The 20798-nt window shown below is 41.3% G+C and carries 16 protein-coding genes and 1 riboswitch; of the genes, 6 read left to right on the top strand and 10 right to left on the bottom strand.

The window, feature by feature from the left end; translation table 11 throughout:
• Positions 1 to 9: 9 nt before the first annotated feature.
• The 5 genes from E2R53_RS05925 to E2R53_RS05905 form a co-directional block, all read right to left on the bottom strand.
• A complete protein-coding gene (locus E2R53_RS05925) occupies positions 10 to 2232 on the bottom strand; it encodes an AAA domain-containing protein (protein WP_133310820.1) in 2223 nt (740 codons plus the stop codon).
• 98 nt (positions 2233 to 2330) lie between these two features.
• A complete protein-coding gene (locus E2R53_RS05920) occupies positions 2331 to 3782 on the bottom strand; it encodes a CoA-acylating methylmalonate-semialdehyde dehydrogenase (RefSeq protein WP_286166088.1) in 1452 nt (483 codons plus the stop codon).
• Positions 3779 to 4981: an iron-containing alcohol dehydrogenase gene (locus tag E2R53_RS05915; protein ID WP_133310819.1), complete on the bottom strand. Its 1203-nt coding sequence runs from the start codon at positions 4979 to 4981 to the stop codon at positions 3779 to 3781. The genes E2R53_RS05920 and E2R53_RS05915 overlap by 4 nt, the downstream gene beginning before the upstream one ends.
• Before the next feature lie 28 nt (positions 4982 to 5009).
• Positions 5010 to 5930 (bottom strand): 3-hydroxyacyl-CoA dehydrogenase family protein, encoded by a 921-nt coding sequence (locus E2R53_RS05910; RefSeq protein WP_165970905.1) that lies wholly within the window; start codon positions 5928 to 5930, stop codon positions 5010 to 5012.
• A 431-nt stretch (positions 5931 to 6361) separates the two neighbouring features.
• Entirely contained in the window at positions 6362 to 7723 is a 1362-nt protein-coding gene (locus E2R53_RS05905) for an aspartate kinase (protein WP_133310817.1), read from the bottom strand.
• A 187-nt stretch (positions 7724 to 7910) separates the two neighbouring features.
• Between E2R53_RS05905 and E2R53_RS05900 the strand changes: the two genes are divergently transcribed.
• Together E2R53_RS05900 and E2R53_RS05895 are read left to right on the top strand one after the other, a co-directional pair.
• Positions 7911 to 9137, top strand: coding sequence for an MFS transporter (locus E2R53_RS05900; protein ID WP_286166087.1), 1227 nt, complete (start codon positions 7911 to 7913; stop codon positions 9135 to 9137).
• 130 nt (positions 9138 to 9267) lie between these two features.
• Positions 9268 to 10545, top strand: a complete 1278-nt coding sequence (locus E2R53_RS05895; protein ID WP_133310816.1) for a 3D domain-containing protein — start codon at positions 9268 to 9270, stop codon at positions 10543 to 10545.
• Positions 10546 to 10772: 227 nt separating this feature from the next.
• On the opposite strand, the gene E2R53_RS05890 is transcribed toward E2R53_RS05895, so the two are convergent.
• Positions 10773 to 11384 (bottom strand): TetR/AcrR family transcriptional regulator, encoded by a 612-nt coding sequence (locus E2R53_RS05890; RefSeq protein ID WP_133310815.1) that lies wholly within the window; start codon positions 11382 to 11384, stop codon positions 10773 to 10775.
• A 384-nt stretch (positions 11385 to 11768) separates the two neighbouring features.
• On the opposite strand from E2R53_RS05890, the gene E2R53_RS05885 reads away from it, so the two are divergent.
• On the top strand, positions 11769 to 13262 hold the full coding sequence (locus E2R53_RS05885) for a peptide MFS transporter (RefSeq protein ID WP_133310814.1): 1494 nt from the start codon (positions 11769 to 11771) through the stop codon (positions 13260 to 13262).
• Between the two features lie 61 nt (positions 13263 to 13323).
• On the opposite strand, the gene metE is transcribed toward E2R53_RS05885, so the two are convergent.
• Together metE and E2R53_RS05875 are read right to left on the bottom strand one after the other, a co-directional pair.
• A complete protein-coding gene (metE, locus tag E2R53_RS05880) occupies positions 13324 to 15603 on the bottom strand; it encodes a 5-methyltetrahydropteroyltriglutamate--homocysteine S-methyltransferase (RefSeq protein WP_133310813.1) in 2280 nt (759 codons plus the stop codon).
• Positions 15604 to 15753: 150 nt separating this feature from the next.
• Positions 15754 to 15957, bottom strand: a riboswitch (cobalamin riboswitch).
• Between the two features lie 68 nt (positions 15958 to 16025).
• The gene (locus E2R53_RS05875; protein WP_133310812.1) at positions 16026 to 16829 is read right to left on the bottom strand and encodes a GNAT family N-acetyltransferase; all 804 of its coding nucleotides are present in this window, start codon (positions 16827 to 16829) and stop codon (positions 16026 to 16028) included.
• 229 nt (positions 16830 to 17058) lie between these two features.
• Between E2R53_RS05875 and E2R53_RS05870 the strand changes: the two genes are divergently transcribed.
• From E2R53_RS05870 to E2R53_RS05860, 3 genes are all read left to right on the top strand, one after another.
• Positions 17059 to 17445 (top strand): LytS/YhcK type 5TM receptor domain-containing protein, encoded by a 387-nt coding sequence (locus E2R53_RS05870; protein ID WP_133310811.1) that lies wholly within the window; start codon positions 17059 to 17061, stop codon positions 17443 to 17445.
• Complete coding sequence (locus tag E2R53_RS05865) at positions 17435 to 18316, top strand: ATP-binding protein (protein ID WP_165970904.1); 882 nt, start codon at positions 17435 to 17437, stop codon at positions 18314 to 18316. The genes E2R53_RS05870 and E2R53_RS05865 overlap by 11 nt, the downstream gene beginning before the upstream one ends.
• An 81-nt stretch (positions 18317 to 18397) precedes the next feature.
• On the top strand, positions 18398 to 18958 hold the full coding sequence (locus tag E2R53_RS05860) for a GNAT family N-acetyltransferase (protein ID WP_133310809.1): 561 nt from the start codon (positions 18398 to 18400) through the stop codon (positions 18956 to 18958).
• A gap of 39 nt (positions 18959 to 18997) precedes the next feature.
• Here the strand turns inward: E2R53_RS05860 and E2R53_RS05855 are convergent, their stop codons facing one another.
• Positions 18998 to 19870 carry a Cof-type HAD-IIB family hydrolase gene (locus E2R53_RS05855; RefSeq protein WP_133310808.1) on the bottom strand — a complete coding sequence of 291 codons (873 nt, stop codon included), beginning with the start codon at positions 19868 to 19870 and terminating at the stop codon, positions 18998 to 19000.
• Entirely contained in the window at positions 19867 to 20637 is a 771-nt protein-coding gene (locus E2R53_RS05850; RefSeq protein WP_133310807.1) for a DeoR/GlpR family DNA-binding transcription regulator, read from the bottom strand. Before E2R53_RS05850 ends, E2R53_RS05855 begins: the two co-directional genes overlap by 4 nt.
• Positions 20638 to 20798 lie beyond the last annotated feature (161 nt).

Genomic DNA, 20798 nt, shown 5'->3' with positions numbered 1-20798 from the left:
TTCCTCTTTTTATGAAAAGGAGAGCTGCGTGAGAAAATGCTTTACTGTTTTTTCCGAATTCAGTCTCGCCGCTACATAAGGGGGCTGCACTCTGTTTGTTCCTTCAAATGGCTGTCCGAGCCATAAAAGTTGATCATCAATGATAACAAATGGGAATGGCAGATTTTCTTGAATCCACCTGCATGGGATTTCTGGTTTTTTTTCAGAAATGATTGTAAGGGAATGCTGGACAGTTTTCAGCACATCTGTCAAATCATTTTGAAGAGTGACCGATTTTGGAAGGGATAGAATGATCCTGTGCTTGGCAGAACGAATGTCTTTCAATATAGGTTCTTGTTTTAGAGCATGGATCCATTTCAATTTTGGATGGTGATTTTGAATCCATTTCCCTATTTGCTGATGACTGACAGTTTGATGATGTTTCTCCTGATGGTCCACAAGCTGCCTGAGCGCTTTGCTGCGGTAGACATTTTGACGGATAAAGTCTGAATTGCTGACATGTATGAACTTCCCTTTAGTCCTGGTAATGGCTACATTGATAAGCCTCACACTGTCCTTGCCGGTTGTCAGCATTCCGGCGCGCTTCTCGGGAAAGCTGTCAACACTGTCAAAAATCATTACATCCCGCTCGCTGCCCTGAAATTTATGCACGGTTGCCGCAAGTATATCGGCATTCATGAGTTCTTCTTTATATAAATCTTCTAAAAGCTGCTGCATAAGAGATGCCTGTGCACGGTAAGGTGTCACATATCCAATGGATTTTACTCCTGATAGGTAAGATTCATGAATGCTTTGAAACGAAAGCAGCAGCTGCCACAAATTAAACTTGGAGTGGGACGTCCTCTCTTTCATGCAATGCTCGCCTGTATGACTTGCATCAAGCAGAATGGATGCTCTGCCTGGAAAAGGAGCGTTTAAAACGAGCTGATTTCTGCTTTTTTTGACACTTTGATGGTCGCCTACCTGATTTTGATAGACATATTGATTGGTAAAGGCAGAGATTTCCGGATGCATTCTCCGCTGTTCTTTCAATAAAAGCATGTGCGGGTGCAATTCCTGTTTGATGTCAGCAGCGCCTGAGCGGATGAATATATCTTCTTTCAGCCATTTTTCAACTAGTTCGTGCCGGGAAGAGGCTATTGGCGGCAGCTGTTTAAAGTCTCCGCACAAAATCACCCGTCTGCCAAGCGATGCTGCAAACGCAGCCTGAGGCACATAGGCCATGCTTGTTTCATCGACAATCACAACGTCAAATTCGTCTTCGTATATGGTTGAATCGCTTGCTGCTTTTGCAAGGGTTGTCCCTACAATAAATGCTTCTTTCACAAATTCAGATTCCTGCTTGCGTATTTTCTCAAGGACTCTGCTGATTTTGGTTTCTAGATCAAGCAGCTGATTGGAATCGCGCTTGCTGAATGAATCTGATAAATCCTTTTTAATAAGTTTTCGTTCATCGAGAAGCTGCTGTCTGTCCTTTGACAGCGCAGGATCTTTCTGCATGAGAAGTTCACTTGTTGTTAAGGGTACAGGAAAGGCTGTTTCGCCGCTCCCGGTGCCGTAGCGCAGAAGTTCACCTTCTTTAAATTTCTGCTTTTTGTTAATGAAAATGGCGATTTCTTTCATTAATACATCCACAGCACTGTTGCTGTGGGACAAAATCAGCACACGTTTCCCTTTAAAATAATGATTGGCTGCTGTTCTTGCAAGCGTGTAGGTTTTCCCGGTGCCGGGCGGTCCCCAGACGAAAGTGACTGGATTGTATTTGGACCTTACATACAATTCATGGACTGAGCTTTTCCCTTCTGCTGCAGGATGCTTCGGGGGCATCGTGGGTTCCATCAGCTTTTTGATTCTGGCCCGCTTGATTTTGCTTTTTTTCATGTCATCAAGCCTTGCAATGAGTTCCTCAAGCAGTTCCCACGGATCGTGGAAAAGAAAGGCCTCATGGATGAGATCTCCGAACGACCTCTCAAATGAGAGAATGATGCTTTTCCCTTCTGAAGACAAGACTCTTCCATTGTGCTTCACGCCGTCCCTTTCTAATTTGATGGAGGATCCAACAGGGATTTTCAAAAAGCCGCTGCTTTCAAAATAGTAAGTGTATGCATCCCCTGTTGATAATAAATGTCCATTTGCAACACGGTATTTCGTGCTCCCGTATTTTTTTAAATAGCCGATTTCAATTTGTATGGCCTGCTGCCATTCTTTTAAATATGTCTTTGTTGTAGTCACGTTAATCTGCCCCGTTCATTGAAAGAGGCAAGCCCGTGTATCTCTGAGCCTGCCTGTCTGAACTTTTAACTATACAATATTTTCACTCAAGCGTCATGTTAATTAAACCACCGCTGAGTCACCACTTTTTTCCTTGTGTAAAATTCAACGCCGTCCTTGCCGTTTGCGTGAAGGTCACCGTAAAAAGAATTTTTCCAGCCTGAGAATGGGAAGAAAGCCATCGGAGCCGGAACATTTACGTTCACTCCGAGCATGCCTGCTTCAATTTTTTCACGAAATTCACGGACTGCTTTTCCGCTTGCTGTATAAAGAACGGCTCCATTGGCAAAATCAGATTCATTTGTCAGTTCAATTGCATCCTGCAGATTTTTCACACGGACAACACTTAAAACCGGTGCAAAAATCTCATCCTTCCAGATGGTCATTTCTTTTGTGACATTGTCAAAAATGGTTGCCCCGATATAATATCCTTTATCATGTTTCTTAGCATCGATTCTGCCGTCTCTAACAAGCTTTGCTTTTTCTTTTTCCCCAAGATCAATATAATTCAGGACTTTGTCAAGATGAGAACTTCTGATTACCGGGCCCAAAAACACGCCCTCATCAAGGCCGTTGCCTATTGAGATGGCGTTAGCTGACTGAACGAGTTTTTCCACAAATTCATCGGCAATTTCATCAACCACAGCGACCACAGAACACGCCATGCATCTCTCGCCTGCACTGCCAAATGCAGCACCGATTATTCCTGTGACCGCTTTTTCAATATCACAGTCAGACAGCACGATGGAATGATTTTTCGCACCGGCAAGGGCCTGTACTCTCTTTCCGTGTGAAGCTGCTGTTTTGTAAATATATTCAGCAACAGGCTGAGACCCTACAAATGAAATGGCTTTTATGCCTTTATGTTCAAGCAGACCGTTCACGACATCGTGCGCTCCATTGACGATATTGAGCACCCCGGCAGGCAGTCCTGCTTCTGAAAAGAGCTCTGCCAATCTGGAAGCTAAAATAGGCGTACGTTCTGATGGCTTTAGAACAAATGTATTCCCGCAAGCGATCGCAAGCGGAAACATCCAGCACGGCACCATCATCGGGAAGTTAAACGGAGTGATTCCGCCTACAACTCCAACAGGATAGCGATACATAGCCGACTCAATGTCTGTCGCAATATCCGGCAGGACAGATCCCATCATCAAAGTTGGCGCTCCTGCAGCAAATTCAACACATTCAATTCCCCGCTGCACCTCACCGCGTGCTTCTTCTAAACTTTTGCCGTTTTCCGTTGTAATCAAGGAAGCGAGTTCTTCGGCGTGCTTGATCAGAAGCTGCTGATAGCTGAAAAGAATTCTTGCCCGTTTTGGCACAGGTGTTTTGCTCCAGGATTCAAATGCTTCTTTGGCTGAAGTAACCGCTGCGTCTACGTCTTCTTTTCCAGAAATCGCAACCATGGCAAGTGTTTCTCCTGTTGCAGGGTTTGGCACTTCATCAAATTTGCCGGTTTTTACAGGCACCCATTCTCCATTTAGATAATTTTCAATTGTTTTCATCATTTTTCCCCTCCCGCTGTTTGTTTGTCAGTCTGATATGAATAGGTAAAAGAATATCGATAAAGCTCTGCTATCTCATCCACCGACGGCACTCTCGGATTATGACCGGGGCTGCCGCTTTCCAGGGCATCTGCCGCCATTTTCGGGATGGCCATTTCAAACGCTTGCGGATCTATGCCCCATCCCTTTAAATTTGGAATATTTAAATCCCTGCATAGTGCTTTTATTTCATCAATTGCGAGCTGTGCCGCTTCACTGTCTGACATTTTCTCTCTTGAAAAAATCCGTCCTGCATCCGCGAGCCTGCCTGTACAATGATCCTTGCTGAATTCAAGTACAGCAGGCAGCAGCATGGCGTTTGATATGCCGTGCGGAACGTGAAACAGGGCGCCGATCGGACGTGACATCCCATGTACAAGACAAACAGATGCATTGGAGAAGGCCATGCCTCCTTGAAGAGACCCTAAAGACATCGCTTCTCTGGCTTCACTGTTTGAACCATCTTCATATACATGCCTGATGTTTGGCAGAATATGATTCATGGAAGATAAAGCAAGCATATCTGTCATTGGCTGGGCTTTTCTTGACAGGTATGCCTCAAGCGCATGGCTTAGTGCATCTATTCCTGTTGCGGCTGTTATTTCTTTTGGAGATGAATAGGTTAAAACAGGATCAACGATTGCAGCGAAGGGCATGAACGCCGGCTGCTTAATCATCATTTTCACATCATTTTTCGTATTGGTGATGATGGTGACGTCTGTTGCTTCAGAGCCTGTACCTGCCGTTGTCGGGATTGCAATAAGAGGCACAGGAGGATTTGATGCGATTTTTTTGCCTCCCATATAATCTCCTATATACCCCCCGTTTGCTGCAAGAACCGCAACTGCCTTAGCAGTATCAATACAGCTACCTCCTCCAAGAGCGATCACAACATCGCATTTTTCTGATTGCAGCTGATGGAGTGCTTCCTGTACATAAATATCCGTCGGTTCAGAGGCTACGCCAAGGTAAATACTGCTTTTGCCGCCGCACTCTGTTATCAAATGCTGAGCCTTCTCTATATATCCAAGATCCATCATCACGCGATCACTGATAATGAGTGCGTTCTTCCCATATTGAGCCGTAACTGATCCCAGCTTCTGAAAAGAGTGATTTCCATAAAAACACGTTTTAGGACTTCTAAAGACAGCAAATGAATTCAATCTGATCTTCCTCCTTTATATAAAACGCTTACATTTTAAGCAGGTGAATCAGCTGTTTATCCCGGATGTCTGAAGCTCCGTCTCCTGAAGCGCTGTATTCATAAATGCCTTTGCCGGTTTTCGCACCCAAATTTCCCTGTTTGACGCTTTCCACAATAAACCGCGGAGCTTCGGTGCTGCAGTCGAGTTCTGGGAACAAATTCCCGGTTACCTTTTCCCATATATCGAGTCCTCCCATGTCCGCAATCCGAAGCGGTCCGTTTAGAGCCCATCTCATGCCGGGTCCTTCAGACATGACCTGATCAATGTCATCTGCATTTGCAACGCCTTCTTCAAGCAGATAAAAAGCCTCCCTGACTACAGCAGCCTGAAGACGGTTTGCGATAAAACCGGGAATGTCCTTATTCAGCATGACAACTTTTTTACCGGCAGCTTTTAATAGATTGATAACCTCTTCTGCTGCCCATGGAAGAGTATCCTCATGTTTAACTATTTCAACCAATTTGACTAAATGGGCAGGGTTGAAAAAATGAGTAATGAGCAAGCGCTCAGAAAACGAGCATGCCTCAGCAAGCTTTGAAATCGGAAATGTAGAAGTATTGGATGCAATGATTGCAGTTGAACGTATCATTGTTTCAAGCAATTGAAACAACTGGTGCTTAAACGCAAGCACCTCAGGAATTGCTTCTATGATCAGATCTGCGTCATGAACCGTTTCAAAAAGGTCCGTTGAATACGAGAGCAGTTCCAGCGTTTCTTTTTGTTCACTGCTGTTTATGTAGGATTCTTTTTTCATCATCTCTAAATTCTGAATGATCATTCGCTCAGCCTTCAATAATAGGTCTTCTCTTAAATCATAAATTTTTACCGGACATTGAGCAGCAGCAAACACCTGGGCTATGCCGTGCCCCATCGTTCCAGATCCAATAACAGCAACCTTCTTTATCAAACTTAGCCTCCTCCTTCTATCTGAATTATCTATATATTCTATCATTATAGACTAGTTTCATAATAATTGTCAGGATATAAGTGATAGGATCTTTTGAGTTTCAGGTAACAAAGTTCTTTTAAAAAAGTCAGGGAGAGAGGTTCAGCTGAAAATACTGGTAAGGATAAGGAGAATTGACAGCACTTTGTGAGGCAGCTTCACATTGAAAAAATGGCACCACTTTGGGGAATGCCGCCACAACTGAAAAGACATCACCTGAAAAGTGGCTGCACTCCGGGGAGTGGCGCCACTACTGAGTATGGGCCATCAAATGTCCAACAAAAAAACTTTGGCTATAGAAGCCTTTTATACAGAAAAAATCCGAACTATTAACTCCCAGTTCGGATTTTTCTTTGGCTATCTGACTTTTGTCTCAGCCTCTCTATCCTATATTAAGCATAGACTCCAACAAAAAACTCTTCATAAAGTGCCTGAACGGCTTTTTTCTCCTGTGATTCTTTTACGCCGAACATCATGCTGACCTCTGATGATCCCTGATTGATCATTTCAATATTGACGCCTGCTTCTGCCAAAGCTTTAGAAGCACGGGCTGCGGTGCCGATATTATGCCGCATGCCTTCCCCTACCATCATGATAAGTGACAGATTATGTTCAACTGTCACCTCATCAGGTTTCAGGTCTGTACGGATTCGCTCTAAAATAAGCTCCTCGGTCTCTGCATTCATTTGTTTTTGTCTTAAGATAATGCTCAAATCATCGATTCCTGAAGGACTGTGCTCATAGGTTAATCCGAAGTCCTCTAAAATGGAGAGCAATTTTCGTCCGAAACCGATTTCTTTATTCATTAAATATTTATTCACATAAATACTGCAGAAATCATCATCGCTGGCAATGCCGATCACAGGTCCATTCGTATTTTTTCGTTCGTTCACAATTCTTGTGCCTGCCGCTTCAGGATTATTTGTATTTTTAATATGAACCGGAATGCCGGCCTCAAATGCAGGTATCAGCGCTTCATCGTGAAACACAGAAAATCCTGCATATGAAAGCTCACGCATTTCACGGTATGTAAGCTCGCGGATTTCCTTTGGATTTGAAACAACATTCGGATTAACGGAATAAACCGCATCCACATCCGTGAAATTTTCGTAAAGGTCGGCTTCGATGCCATTTGCAAGAATGGATCCAGTAATATCTGACCCGCTCCTGGAAAACGTAACAACTTCGGAAGCCTCATTGTAACCGAAGAACCCAGGAAAAATAAGAATGCCGGAACGTTTCCTCAGAGATTTGAGATTTTCGTACGATTTTTTCAGAACTAGTGCTGTTCCGCCGTTTTCCTCAACAAGGAGACCTGCTTCTTTAGGATTTATATAAGTGGCCTCAATGCCTCTGCTCTTGAAATATTCAGCAATCAGCTTTGCATTGTTGTCTTCTCCGCTTGCTTTTATTGCATCTATGTAACGGGCTTGCCCGGTTTTATCTGCATTAAGCAGCTGAATCAAATCCAGTTCAATCTTGGAAACGATTTCAGCCGGCAATTTCAGCTCTTCTGCGACTTGACTATATCTGGCAATAACAGCTGACAAATATTCGGGGGCTTCTTCCCCGCGCAGTGTTCTTTCGCCAAGTTCAATTAAGAGATCCGTCACCTTGCGATCTTCCGGATACCGTTTGCCTGGAGCTGAAACAACAACCACTTTTCGATCAGGATCAGATGTTACGATATCAAATACCTTCTTAACCTGATCTCCTGATGCTAACGAACTGCCTCCAAATTTCACCACTTTCATGCGAACATCCCCTAATGTTTAAATTTTCAGGTAAATTTTAAAATCTATTTTACTCCTTTTACATGAACATTCAAGGGTTTCTTGCCCAAAAGCTTTTTTTATTTGAATTTTTCGATTTCCGGCCTCATATTTTGTGGTAAAATACATTTCGTCTATCGAAATATTATGCCGGGAAAGGACTTGTTAAATGGAAAACGCAGCTGCATTTAAAAAACCAATTTCAAAATCGTCTCCGACAATGTACAACATCCTTTTCATCATAGGTTTATGCCATTTATTAAACGATTCAATACAATCTGTGATTCCTGCAATGTTTCCGATTCTCGAAAAAACGATGGGGCTTACGTTTACACAGCTTGGCTTCATTGCTTTTACGCTGAACATGGTGTCCTCTGTTCTTCAGCCGGTTGTCGGCTGGTATACGGATAAAAGACCGATGCCCTACGCCCTTCCAATCGGACTTACGAGCAGCTTAGCAGGGATTGTGGGTCTGGCATTTGCTCCTTCTTTTTCATTGATTTTAATGAGCGTCTTTTTCATCGGACTCGGTTCAGCGGTCTTTCATCCTGAAGGGTCAAGAGTAGCCTATTTAGCAGCCGGAGAAAGACGGGGTCTTGCGCAGTCCATCTATCAAGTCGGCGGAAATACCGGATCATCTTCTGCTCCGCTGATTACAGCGCTTATTCTCGTTCCATTCGGACAGTTTGGGGCTATTTGGTTCACCATTGCAGCAGCGCTTGCTGTGATGTTCCTTATCTATATAGCAAACTGGTACACTCTGAAACTTTCAGCCATCCGAAAGGAAGAAAAGAAAAATGGCAAAATAAAAAAAGAAGTCAAACTGACAAAAGCCATATACTCTGCATTAGCAGTGATCGTCTTTCTCGTTTTTGCACGTTCATGGTATGGAAGTGCCATATCAAACTTTTATACGTTCTATGTGATTGAGAAATATCATTTAAGTATTGCCCAGTCACAGGTGTATATCTTCATTTTCCTGGCTATGGGGGCTCTTGGAACCTTTGCAGGGGGGCCTTTGGCAGACCGGTTCGGCAAACGCACGATTATCCTTTATTCTCTGCTTGCTACTGCTCCTTTTGCCCTTATTCTGCCATTCGCAGGTCCCATTGCAGCATACCCGCTTATTGCGGCTATCGGTTTTATATTAAGTTCAAGCTTTTCGGTCACAGTTGTGTATGCCCAAGAGCTAATTCCCGGAAAGATTGGAACAATGTCGGGTCTGACAGTTGGTCTTGCTTTTGGAATGGGGGCAATTGGTTCTGTTGCTTTAGGCTCATTAATTGATGCTTTTGGATTAACAGCTGTTATGACAGGCATTGCATTGCTGCCAATCTTGGGAACCCTGGCGTATCTCCTGCCTGCAGATCAGACATTAAAAGAGTGGCAGCAATAACCGACAGTATTTGGCGTTATTTTAGAGAATATTTTCATTAATTTGTCGCATATTGAATGATTTAACAGATTTGTAATCTAAAAGGCCCCTTTTTTGTGGTATAACTGAAATACAAGAGAGGGGTTGTTTTATGAGATTTTCAATGCGTATGATTACCGCGCTTTCTGTCGGTTTTGTTGCTCTATCAAGCTATAACACTGCCTTAGCAGAAACAAATCAGGACACCTTACATAAAGCTGAGAAGCAGCTTGACCAAAATCATGAAGTGCTGAAGCTAAAAGAAAAACAAAAACAAGCAGTACATACCGCAGTTCAGAAAATGGAAAACGAACTTCAGAACATGGAAGCTCTTGTAGCAAAAAATGAACAAGAATATGCTTCCATTCAAGCAGAGATTAAAAAGACGAAGCAATTAATCGAGGAAAAGAAAATAGAAATAGTAGCGCTTCAGGACAAAGTGTTAAGCCGCGAGGAAATCATGTATGCAAGGCTAACCGCTCTTCAGGAGAATGATCACGCTGATATTGTCATTCACACTTTAGTTAATGCAGAAAGTTTTTCAAACTTCTTTGAGAGAATCGGAGCTGTTGCTACTCTATTAAATGCTGATAATGACATCCTTGAACAGCAGCAGGCTGATTTAAAAAAAATTGAAGAAGATAAAAAAGAGATTGACAGACAAGAGGTTCTGCTGACTGAACAGCAGCAAACATTAGCAGCAAGCGGTGCGAGGCTTGAGGAAGCAATGCTCAACAGACAAAAGAAAATGACTTCGCTTCAAACTGAATATCAAAAGATTTCAACTGAAGTGACGCTTGCTGAACAGGAAAAATCAGCCCTTCAGGCTCAAATGATATCGATTGAAGCAAACATTAAAAAAGAACAGGAAGCAGCAAAAGCGCGTGCAGCAAGTATTGCCGCCGCGAAAAAGAAAGAGCAGGCTGCCCTTCTCGCTGAAGCTAACGCCCGTGCAGAAGCTGAAAGAGCTAAGGAAGCAGCAAAAGCCAAAGCTGCTGCTGCGGAAAAGAAAGTAGTAAAAGCAGCTGCTGCTGCACCGGCCAAACCTGTCTCTGCAGAAAAACCAGCTGCTAAAGAACCGCCAAAAGCAGAAAAAGATGAAAGCAAAATCTTCTATGTAACAGCTACAGCTTACAGTCATGAAGATACAGCCAGTGACTTTACGGCCATCGGCATAAATATTAAAGAAAATGCTAATATGAAATTAATTGCGGTTGATCCTAAAATCATTCCACTTGGCAAGAAAGTCTGGGTTGAAGGATATGGAGTTGCGATTGCCGGTGATACAGGCGGAGCAATTAAAAATCATAAAATCGATGTTTTGATGCCTAATATTGCAGAAGCAAGAAAATGGGGCCGCAAAACGGTGAAAGTGGAAGTGTTAGATTAATAGAATTCAAAAAAAGAGAACATGACCGTTCTCTTTTTTTTTTGACTCTTTTCGTAATCATTGTTGCTAATGGACTCATTGTAATAAGGCCTAAATGATAAAAGTCTTAAGTGGATTGCAGCGGATAAACTTGACTCCTGCGGGAAATTGAGCAAAATGGGAGACCATGAGCGGAAAGGAACGGACAACGTTTATAATCCATAAGAAAAAATTTTTCAATATAAAGACTATTTCAAAAGTACAGGGTCTTCCCTGAACAAACTTTTCATCAAATCTGTAAACTGAGAGGTTTGAAATTCGTAATCTGATCCGCTGTGAACGTTTCTCATTCTAAACCCTGAAGACATCAGAACAAAAAGCTCAGCTGTCTGATTGGCATCAATCTTTTCGCTGATCACTCCATTTTTTTGCCCTGATACAATCCATAGCTTTGAAAACTCAAACATCCATTGATCAAATTCACGCAGAGCTTCCTTTGCATTTTTTTGTTCATTCCTGCCAATAAAGTACAGCAGGATTTGATTGACTACATCTTTTGGATGATTAATTTCCTCGAAACTCTCTGTTAAAACATCAATAGGGTCCTTCATATCCTCTTTACTCTGTCCCATTTTTTCGAAAAATTTTTCATTAGTTTCATGAATTCTCGCTTCAAGTACTTTAGCGAATAGTTCATCTTTGCTTTTAATATAGTGATAGATGGCTCCTTTTGAAAGACCTGTCCTCTCCATAATTTCCGCAAGGGTGGTTTTGGCGCAGCCCACTTCTTTTATCAATGCAGATGCAGCTTCAAGCAAAGCTTTCTCTGAACGCACTCTTCTTTCAAATTGCTTCATCATTCGACGCCTCCTTTCTACATCTTAAAAACAGACCGATGGTTTGTAAAGTAGATTTATGTCTTCATTTGAGGATTGAAGTCTGATTAAAGCTTTCAGAGGACCGGAGCTACATATATTAAAATTGCGAAAAAGGTAAAATTGGAAAGAGGTTTAATTTTTATTTACTTCAGTTTTCTTAACCGATTAAAAGCATGGCATTTCCCTACTATGAATTTAAGGAAATATGCTAAAAAACAGAGCTGCATACAAGTTCTGTTTCTTAATGTCATTTTTGTAAAATTATATTAAAAAAATAATTCATATAGTATTTTTTCCGATTTTTTTTGACAATTCAATTTTAATAGTAGTATTATTATACATGGTAAAAAGGAGGCTTCTTGTATCATGTCATCAATTGACAAAGACAAAATTGTACAAAGTGTACCGCAACATGGTTTTTTCGGTCATCCTAAAGGATTATTCACCCTGTTCTTCACAGAATTCTGGGAGCGTTTTTCTTATTATGGGATGAGAGCTATTCTTCTGTATTATATGTATTATTCTATGAAAGATGGCGGACTTGGGCTTGATCAGACTACTGCTCTTTCCATTATGTCCATCTATGGTTCCCTCGTTTATATGTCCGGAATCATCGGAGGCTGGATTTCCGACAGATTGCTTGGAAATGCACGGACCGTTTTTTATGGCGGAGTCCTTATTATGCTCGGTCATATTATTCTTGCTTTCCCTGGAAGCATTGCAGCGTTTTTCGTTTCGATGTTCTTCATTGTAATCGGTACTGGATTGCTCAAGCCAAATATTTCGAATATTGTGGGTGATCTATACAGCAAAGAAGATAATCGCCGTGATTCAGGATTCAGTATTTTCTATATGGGAATCAACTTAGGCGGTTTGCTTGCACCAATTATCGTTGGTACTGTAGGTCAAAAATACAATTTCCATTTAGGATTTGGTCTTGCTGCAATCGGTATGGCTTTAGGATTAATCGTCTTCGTACTGACAAAAAAGAAAAATCTTGGATTAGCGGGAACAGCAGTCCCAAACCCTCTTACTCCGGCTGAAAGAAATAAAGTTTTCGGAAGATTGGCTATTGGTTTAGCTGTTATCGGAATTTTAGGAGCTATTTCAATCACAACAGGCTATCTGACGATTGCAAAATTCACTTTCTTAATCAGTATTTTAGGAATCTTAATTCCAATTGTTTACTTCACCGTGATGTACCGCAGTCCCAAGTCAACTGATGTTGAACGTTCACGACTGATTGCCTATATTCCGCTTTTCATTGCGGCAATGGTTTTCTGGGCAATCCAAGAACAGGGTGCGACCATCCTTGGAGCTTATGCAGATAAACGAACAGACCTGACATTTGGCGGTTTTGAAATTCCATCATCATTATTTCAATCGTTAAATCCATTATTTGTTGTCTTCTTTGCACCTGTGTTTGCATGGCTTTGGGTCAAACTTGGCAACAGACAGCCATCTACATCGAAAAAATTCGCATTTGGTTTGTTCTTTGCCGGTTTATCATTCCTGATTATGATTATTCCTGCTTACGTAAATGGAACGGATTCACTTGCTAATCCGATTTGGCTGATCCTTAGCTTCTTCCTTGTTGTACTTGGAGAGCTTTGTCTGTCGCCTGTCGGGTTATCTACAACAACAAAGCTTGCTCCAGCTGCATTCTCAGCCCAGACTATGAGTCTTTGGTTCCTGACTAGTGCATCAGCTCAAGCAATCAATGCTCAAATTGTCCGATTCTATAAACCAGAAACTGAAATTCTCTATTTTGGAATCATTGGCGGTATTGCAGTCCTTTTAGGAGTTCTTATGCTCATTCTTTCTCCTAAAATTCAAAGTTACATGAAGGGTGTCCGCTAATACGCCGAACAAGCCTGTTCCCTTTTAGGAACAGGCTTGTTTTGTGTTTAACCGGAAATCCTTATACAGAAGTCTCTTGGCGTGCTTTTTCTCTGCAGCTTTTAGCCGCTGCCACCATCACTTTTAATGCTTCAACTGTTTCAGATACTCCTCTTGTTTTCAGCCCGCAGTCAGGGTTGACCCAAAAGAGTTCGGGGTCTAATACTTGCAGGGCTCTTTCAATGTTCAGAACGAGCTCGTCTTTTGTCGGGATTCTTGGGCTATGAATGTCATATACACCTAATCCGATCCCTTTTTCGTATGAATATTTCTCAAAGGAATGAATGAGTTCACCGTGACTTCTTGATGTTTCAATTGAAATGACATCTGCATCCAGTGCATCAATAGCTTCGATTATATCTTCAAAATTCGAATAGCACATATGCGTATGAATTTGTGTATCCGGCTGCACGGAAGCAGTTGACCGTTTAAATGCTGTCACCGCATCTGCTAAATATTCATTCCATTTCTCTGATTTTAGCGGGAGACCTTCCCGCAGTGCAGGTTCATCTACTTGTATCATCGCAATGCCAGCCTGTTCAAGCGCTTGGACTTCTTTGCGGATGCTGAGTGATAATTGATGAAGGACAGTTGATTTTGGCAGATCATTTCGAACAAAAGACCAGTTTAAAATGGTAACAGGACCTGTCAGCATTCCTTTTACAGGTTTTTCAGAAAGACTTTGGGCAAAAACCGATTCTTTTACTGTCATAGCCTCCTCAAGTAATACATCTCCATAAATAACCGGCGGTCTGACGCAGCGCGAGCCATAGGATTGTACCCAGCCAAAAGTTGTAATCGCAATTCCGGTTAATTTATCCCCAAAGAATTCGACCATGTCCGTTCTTTCAAATTCTCCATGTACGAGAACATCAAGCTCCAGACTTTCCTGGATGTCAATCCATTTTTTTATTTCTTCTTCTATATATGCAGTGTATTGCTGTTCTGTCAGTTCGCCTTTTTTCCATTTAAGCCGCTGTGCCCGAACCTCTTTTGTTTGCGGAAAGCTGCCGATGGTTGTTGTAGGCAGCAATGGAAGGCTGAACCGTTTGTTTTGCAGTTTTCTCCGCAGACCGGCTTCCGGTCTAACTGTTGAAAAGGAATCCAGCTGCTTCATCGCATCGTGAACTGCGCTTTGATTTCTGAGCTTTGAAGTTGATAATTGATCAGCTGCTGAATCATATTCTTTAAGCGCCCCTTCTTCAGCTTCAAAGTTGAAAAATTTCGTCAACAGGCTTAGCTCTTCAAGCTTTTCATCCGCAAAAGATAGTGCGCCCTTTACAAGCGGATCTAACTTCTTTTCATTTTCTGCCGTCACCGGCACATGAATGAGACTGCATGAAGGCTGAAGAATCAGCCTGTCCCGGTCTACAGCTTCAAGGATGGTGTTGACAAGCTTTACGGTCTTTTGGAGATTTGCCTTCCACACATTCCGTCCATCTATGACCCCTGCAGCGAGAACTTTATCCCTTGGGAATCCTGCAGTTTGGAGCTTTTGAAGGGATTTCCCGCTGTCGTATACGAAATCTAGTCCAATACCATCCACTGGAAGGCTGACTAGGTGGTCGTATTGTTCAACACTTTCAAAATAAGTTTGAATCAGCAGCTTCGTATTTACGGTTTCTCTTTTGATAGTTCCATAAATTTCTTTAGCCTTTAAAAATAATGCATCATCTGCATCCGATGTCACGAACAACGGTTCATCAATCTGTATCCACTCAGCGCCTGCATCTGCAAGCTCCTGCAGCACTTGAACATACAAAGGAATTAATTTCTGAAGGACTTGGTCTTTATTTTCCCCTTTTGATAAAGCAATTAAGGTAAGCGGACCGACAAGAACAGGCTTGCCGTTTATGCCAAGCTCTTCTTTTGCTTCATGATAGAGATTCAAAAGCCGGTTTTTGGTCAGTCTTGGCTCTGCTTGACCCAGTTCAGGTACAAGATAATGATAATTCGTGTTAAACCATTTTGTCATTTCAGCCGCCACTTGATCTCTGCTGCCTCTTGCAATATCAAAATAGGTCTGAAGGGAATCAGCATCCTGCTTCCAGAACCTCTCAGGCAGGAGGCCAAACAAAACGGCTGTATCCAAAATATGATCATAATAGCTGAAGTCACCAATCTGTATAAGATCAATTCCTTTATCCAGCTGCTTTTGCAAATGAGACAATCTGATCTGTTTCATCTGCTCTTCAAATTGCTGTTCTGTTATATCGCCTTTCCAAAACGATTCCAGCGTCTTTTTCCACTCTCTTTTTTCTCCGATTCTCGGATAACCTAAGTTTGAATTTTTAATGGTCATTGCTGTTCCCCCGTTTCTTATCATCTCTCAACTTTCTGTTCATGAAAAAAACTCTCTTGCATAAAGAGAGTTTGATGGACAAAGTTAACTTGAGTTGAGACACAAGACAGGTTTCAACATATCGCATCACCCTCCCTATTTCGCGTAGGCATGAAGTGCATACGATAGGCAGGTCTCCTGACTCAGGTTCATTGTATTCTATTCCCTTCCCATTTTTCATTTGAAAAACAGTGGGTCTTTATAGAATTCTCCCCATTACAGTGGCGCGACCGCGTCGGATTTTCACCGAGCTTCCCTTTTAAGCTAAGGCAGAAATATACTCTTGCCATTAGCACCTATCGCTTGAAAATATTAAATTTTTTAAATTAAGCAACAATTGTTTTTAAGCATAGCTGAAGTTTTGTTTTCATGCAAGTATTATCTTAAGTCTTTGCAGCTATTCCAAGGACTTTCCATTTTGCTGCTTCATAAAATCCAAGCTGTTTATAAAGATTCCCCGCATCCGGATTGTTATAAAACAAATAAATGGCCCTTTCTTCAGCTGAAAGCTCATGGCAAATGGCACGTATCATTTCAGAGGCATATCCTTTTCGCCGATGCGCGTGAGGCGTAGCTACACCAGCTATAATGGCAGTGCGGCTGCTTTCAATAAATACGCCTGCTGTCGAAACCATTTTTCCATCTTCAGCCTTGTATAAAACTTTCAATTTTCCTGCTTCTATGTTTTGATAGTGATCATTTGCAAAGAAGTCTTCATTTGGGCCAACCATTTTATATTCATCGACCTGCATGAACAAATCATAAAGTTTTCGGCATTCTTCGAGACTGGTAATCACTTTTACATCCTTGCTTGGCTGAAAATCATTGCTTCCTCCATACTTGAGCAAGAACGAATCACTCTCAAGATCCATTTGAAAGTGATGTTTAAACTCATCAATCAATTCTTTTTTCCCGACAATTTTGCGGATGCCAGTTTCCTGAATAATAGATGCAAATTCAGTTAATGGGAGATTGATGACAGGACTGTAGTAATAAATTTTTTCAGGATAGATCATTAATAGGGCATTCAATTGCATATTCAGATAACTTCCGTAAACCATCATATGTTCTTCTGACAAGTCCTCGATAATCAATGCATTCAATTCTATATCGGTCTGTAAAAATTCAGCTGCATGATCGTATTCTTTTTTATCTATTAATTTAATTTGTATGTGCTGATTGCTCATTTCGCTTCTCCTGACAAAAAAAATGAAGTCTTTTAGAATATTCTAACATTCTCTAGTTAATTTGATATATATTTTAATAGAGAAGTTTTTTAGTTCGCAGGATTATTAACTTTTTCTGATCGTTTTTCTATCTCCAGCGCCTTATTCATCGGCAAAACGGATTCGCCTGTCGGAGCCGGCCGAGGTGCTTGCGCTTTACTACTATTTTTGCTTATAAGGTGGGGACTGCATGGAAATGAAGGATGTATTACTCAATTTTTTACTCGTATTATCCCCTCTGTTGATTATACAGCTTTTATACATGAGAAAAGAAACAAATAAAAAAATGAATAAATGGCTCTTTGCTTTTTTGCCTGCACTTGCGATCATTTTGAGCATGCTGTATCCGTTTATGATTGAGAATGATTTTTTCTTTGACTTCAGGCGCATCCCCTTTGTTATGGGATTGCTTTACGGAGGGTATCGTCTTGGATTCTTTTTATTTGCGGTTACGATCGTAACCCGGCTGGCACTCGGGGGGGGACGGCATCTACCCGACATTAGTGATGGCAGGTATCCTGGTTCTCATCGTGCCGATGCTTTCATCCTATTATTTAAAAAGCAGATTGAGGAATAAATTAATTCTTGTCGTTGTCATTGTTCTTGCTTCTTTACTATTTTCGATTCTGCATATTGAAATGGTTTATGGATCATTCTTTGAGCCTCAAATGTACGCTGAACTATTTGTTCTGCACATATTTGCCGCAATCGTCGGGACTATCCTGTTTGAAACGATTGTCCAGAACTTCAATTTGCTGAAAAGAGTCATTAAAGCCGAGAAACTGGAAGTAGTCAGTCACCTGGCAGCAAGCATTTCTCATGAAGTCCGCAACCCTCTGACAACAACAAAAGGATTTCTGCAGCTTTTGCGGGAAGAAGATATCAGCCAGAAAAAAAAGGAAAAATACATAGAAATCTCATTAAATGAGTTAGACCGTGCCACAAACATAATCAAAGATTACTTGACTTTCGCAAGGCCAGAAGCTGAAGATAATCATTCAATCGATATTCATTCAGAGCTCAGAAACTGCATCAACGTCTTGACTCCTCTGGCGCAAATGGAAAACGTCCAGTTTAAGGAAAGCTTCAGCTCTGAAAACATTTTTGTCCTTGGAGATCCGTTAAAACTTAAACAATCACTGATTAATATACTCAAAAATGGAATCGAGTCTTATTCAGCTGGGGGATCAATCGAAGTTTCAACATCAAAGGATCACTCCAGCATCAAAATCGTAATATCTGACCACGGTAAAGGTATGACTGAAGATCAGGTGCTGAGACTTGGGGAGCCTTATTTCTCTACTAAATCAAACGGAACCGGTCTTGGAATGATGGTATCTTTCAGCATCGTTAAAGCTATGAATGGACAAATATATGTGAAAAGCGAACCTGGTGCCGGTACTTCATTCACAATTTTTCTGCCAATTTATTTAAAAAGTGAGCGGTAGTGTTAACGCACTGGAAAGTGAAAGTCAATTTTAAAGTTTAGGCTCAATGCGAAAACAGCCAAAAAGAAAGAGGGATATGCTTTGGCAAATTATTATACTAAATCCGGCCGCCTGATCATCAGGCCTTATCAGTCAACTGACTATTTAACTTGGCTATCTGCCTATATAAATAGAAGACCGAAACAGCACAAATATGATGAAGGCAGACTGGATATGAGCGTGTGCACACCAGAATGGTTTGCTGCTTTCGCAGAGAAACACCATCAGCTCATGAAAAAAGATAAAGCATATGTCTTCGGTATATTCAGGTCATCAGACGGGATGCATATTGGGTATGTAGATTTCTCTACTCTGATTCGTGATGATTTCCAGTGGGCCCGGATGGGATATACTATCCATAATCAATTTTGGAGAATGGGCTACGGCAAAGAAGCTGTTAAAGCGGCTATCGAGCTTGCGTTTGACCAGTTGAAATATCACCGTCTTGAAGCGCATATTAATCTTGATAACCATCCTTCTGTTAAGCTTGCCGAGAGTGTGGGGATGAAGTTTGAGTGCATCCGTCAAGGGTTTCTGTATGAAAATAACCAATGGACAGATCATCTTGTTTATTATATAAATAATGATCATTACAACGTTTAGAAAAGGCCGGCCTCTTTATCAAGAGGCCGGCCTTCTCTGTCAGACTTTCTGCTTAGCATCCATCATTCTTTTTATAGCTAGCTCTACCCCGTCCTGATCATTTGTTAAAGTAATATCCCTGCAGATCGCTTTAATTTCAGGGCGTGCATTACCCATAGCAATGCTCTTTCCCGCTATTTCAAGCATTGATTTGTCATTCATGCTGTCACCGATGGCTGCAGTGTCTTTCAGTTCAATGGCAAGATGGGCAGACAATTTCTGAAGAGCAATCCCTTTAGAAGCAAGCTCATGCTCTATTTCAAAATTATGAGCGGCTGATGTAACCAAAGTGATATTTTCTGTGTCTTTAAATGTCTCCCAGCCTGCATCCAGCTTTTCCTGGTGAAAAGAAAAAGCGAGAATATTATAGATTTCCTCTGTTTGATTCAAAATGTCCATATACGATTCAACAAACCTAAAGCCTGTTTGGCTGTATTGTTTTTCAGCAGCCTGAAGAAGCTGTGAGCGGTCCGCATCAGGATTGGCACTTTCAATCCGGTCAATTTCAATATTTAAAAGCTCTCTACCGCTTTGCGGGGTATAAATAGCATCACGGCCGAACACTTCATAATAGTAATGATTGCGTTCCAAAAATTGAAGAGCCTCAGCTGCTGTATCCTTTTCCATAGGCTGTGAATGAAACAATGCCCCTTCTGGATTGTGTATCGTCGCTCCATTAGCAGCAATAACCCATGTTTTTACGCCTGTATCCTTAAAAATTTCCTTGACATCAAAATGGGCTCTGCCAGTAGCTACAACCACCTCAATTCCCTCTTTTTGTGCAGCTTTTATCGCTTTCAGATTTTCTTCGCTGATTTTATTCTCACTGTTTAATAATGTTCCATCGAGGTCTATAGCAATTAATTTTGTCATTCCATTTCCTCCTCTGCCACAAGCAATTCAACGTTATGTTTATCAAGCAGGTCTCTGAATGATTTATCAGGTTCTTTATCTGTTATTAGCAAATCGACTTCATGAAGTTCTGCGTAAAGAAAAAAATCAGTAACACCAAGCTTTGAATGATCTGCAAGCGCGATAACCTGATTTGCCTGATTGATCATTTTCCGCTTGACCATTCCGTCCTCTTCATGCGCAATGGACAGCCCTCTCTCAGAAATGCCCACAACGCCTATAAATACTTTATCAACCTGATATTTTGAAAGTTTTTCCACCACTGAGGATCCATATAAGAAACGGTGCTCTTTCTGAAGTTCTCCTCCAAGGAGGTGAATCTGAATCCCTGGTTTCGTTGATAAAATATCGGCCTGATTAATGGAATTCGTAATAATGGCCGCATATTTCACATCAATAAACTCTGCACATGCCTGGACAGTTGTGGAGGCATCTAAAATGATTCTGTCGCCTTCATTGATCAGACTTGCCGCTTTTCTTCCTATTAATTCTTTTTCATAAGAAACTGTCTGGAGACGGTTTTGATAATCTTTAATTTCAGTATGCGAGCTTGGCAAAATAGCCCCGCCTCTTGTCCGGATAATCAGTTTCTGCTCTTCCAGCTTGACGAGATCGCGCCTCGCGGTATCTTTGGAAACATCATAAAGCGAACATATTTGATCGGCCGTTATTCGTTTATTTTCTTTTAAATAGTCAATAATGGAGATTAGCCTTTCTTCTTGGTACAAAATGCCCACCTAACTTTCAGAAATGTTTCTACAATAACATAGGTTTTAAGCTTTTGTAAGTGATTATAATGTATTACCCTTTATTATTCAAGTTTTTATAATGATATGTAAGTAATTTATGCACTTTTGTAAGTGTTATGCATAAAAAAAAGAGACCCTTT

It is taken from the genome of Peribacillus frigoritolerans (genome assembly GCF_004358755.1).
Lineage (GTDB): Bacteria > Bacillota > Bacilli > Bacillales > Bacillaceae > Bacillus_P.
This window is presented reverse-complemented; position numbering and strand designations above follow the sequence as displayed.

What these genes read in the sequence shown, in the direction of transcription:
- E2R53_RS05875 (WP_133310812.1), bottom strand. Translation starts at nt 16,829, where the DNA reads ATGAGCAATCAGCACATACAAATTAAATTAATAGATAAAAAAGAATAC.
- E2R53_RS05890 (WP_133310815.1), bottom strand. Translation starts at nt 11,384, where the DNA reads ATGATGAAGCAATTTGAAAGAAGAGTGCGTTCAGAGAAAGCTTTGCTT.
- E2R53_RS05905 (WP_133310817.1), bottom strand. Translation starts at nt 7,723, where the DNA reads ATGAAAGTGGTGAAATTTGGAGGCAGTTCGTTAGCATCAGGAGATCAG.
- E2R53_RS05870 (WP_133310811.1), top strand. Translation starts at nt 17,059, where the DNA reads ATGGAAATGAAGGATGTATTACTCAATTTTTTACTCGTATTATCCCCT.
- E2R53_RS05895 (WP_133310816.1), top strand. Translation starts at nt 9,268, where the DNA reads ATGAGATTTTCAATGCGTATGATTACCGCGCTTTCTGTCGGTTTTGTT.
- E2R53_RS05900 (WP_286166087.1), top strand. Translation starts at nt 7,911, where the DNA reads ATGGAAAACGCAGCTGCATTTAAAAAACCAATTTCAAAATCGTCTCCG.
- E2R53_RS05855 (WP_133310808.1), bottom strand. Translation starts at nt 19,870, where the DNA reads ATGACAAAATTAATTGCTATAGACCTCGATGGAACATTATTAAACAGT.
- E2R53_RS05920 (WP_286166088.1), bottom strand. Translation starts at nt 3,782, where the DNA reads ATGATGAAAACAATTGAAAATTATCTAAATGGAGAATGGGTGCCTGTA.
- metE (WP_133310813.1), bottom strand. Translation starts at nt 15,603, where the DNA reads ATGACCATTAAAAATTCAAACTTAGGTTATCCGAGAATCGGAGAAAAA.
- E2R53_RS05885 (WP_133310814.1), top strand. Translation starts at nt 11,769, where the DNA reads ATGTCATCAATTGACAAAGACAAAATTGTACAAAGTGTACCGCAACAT.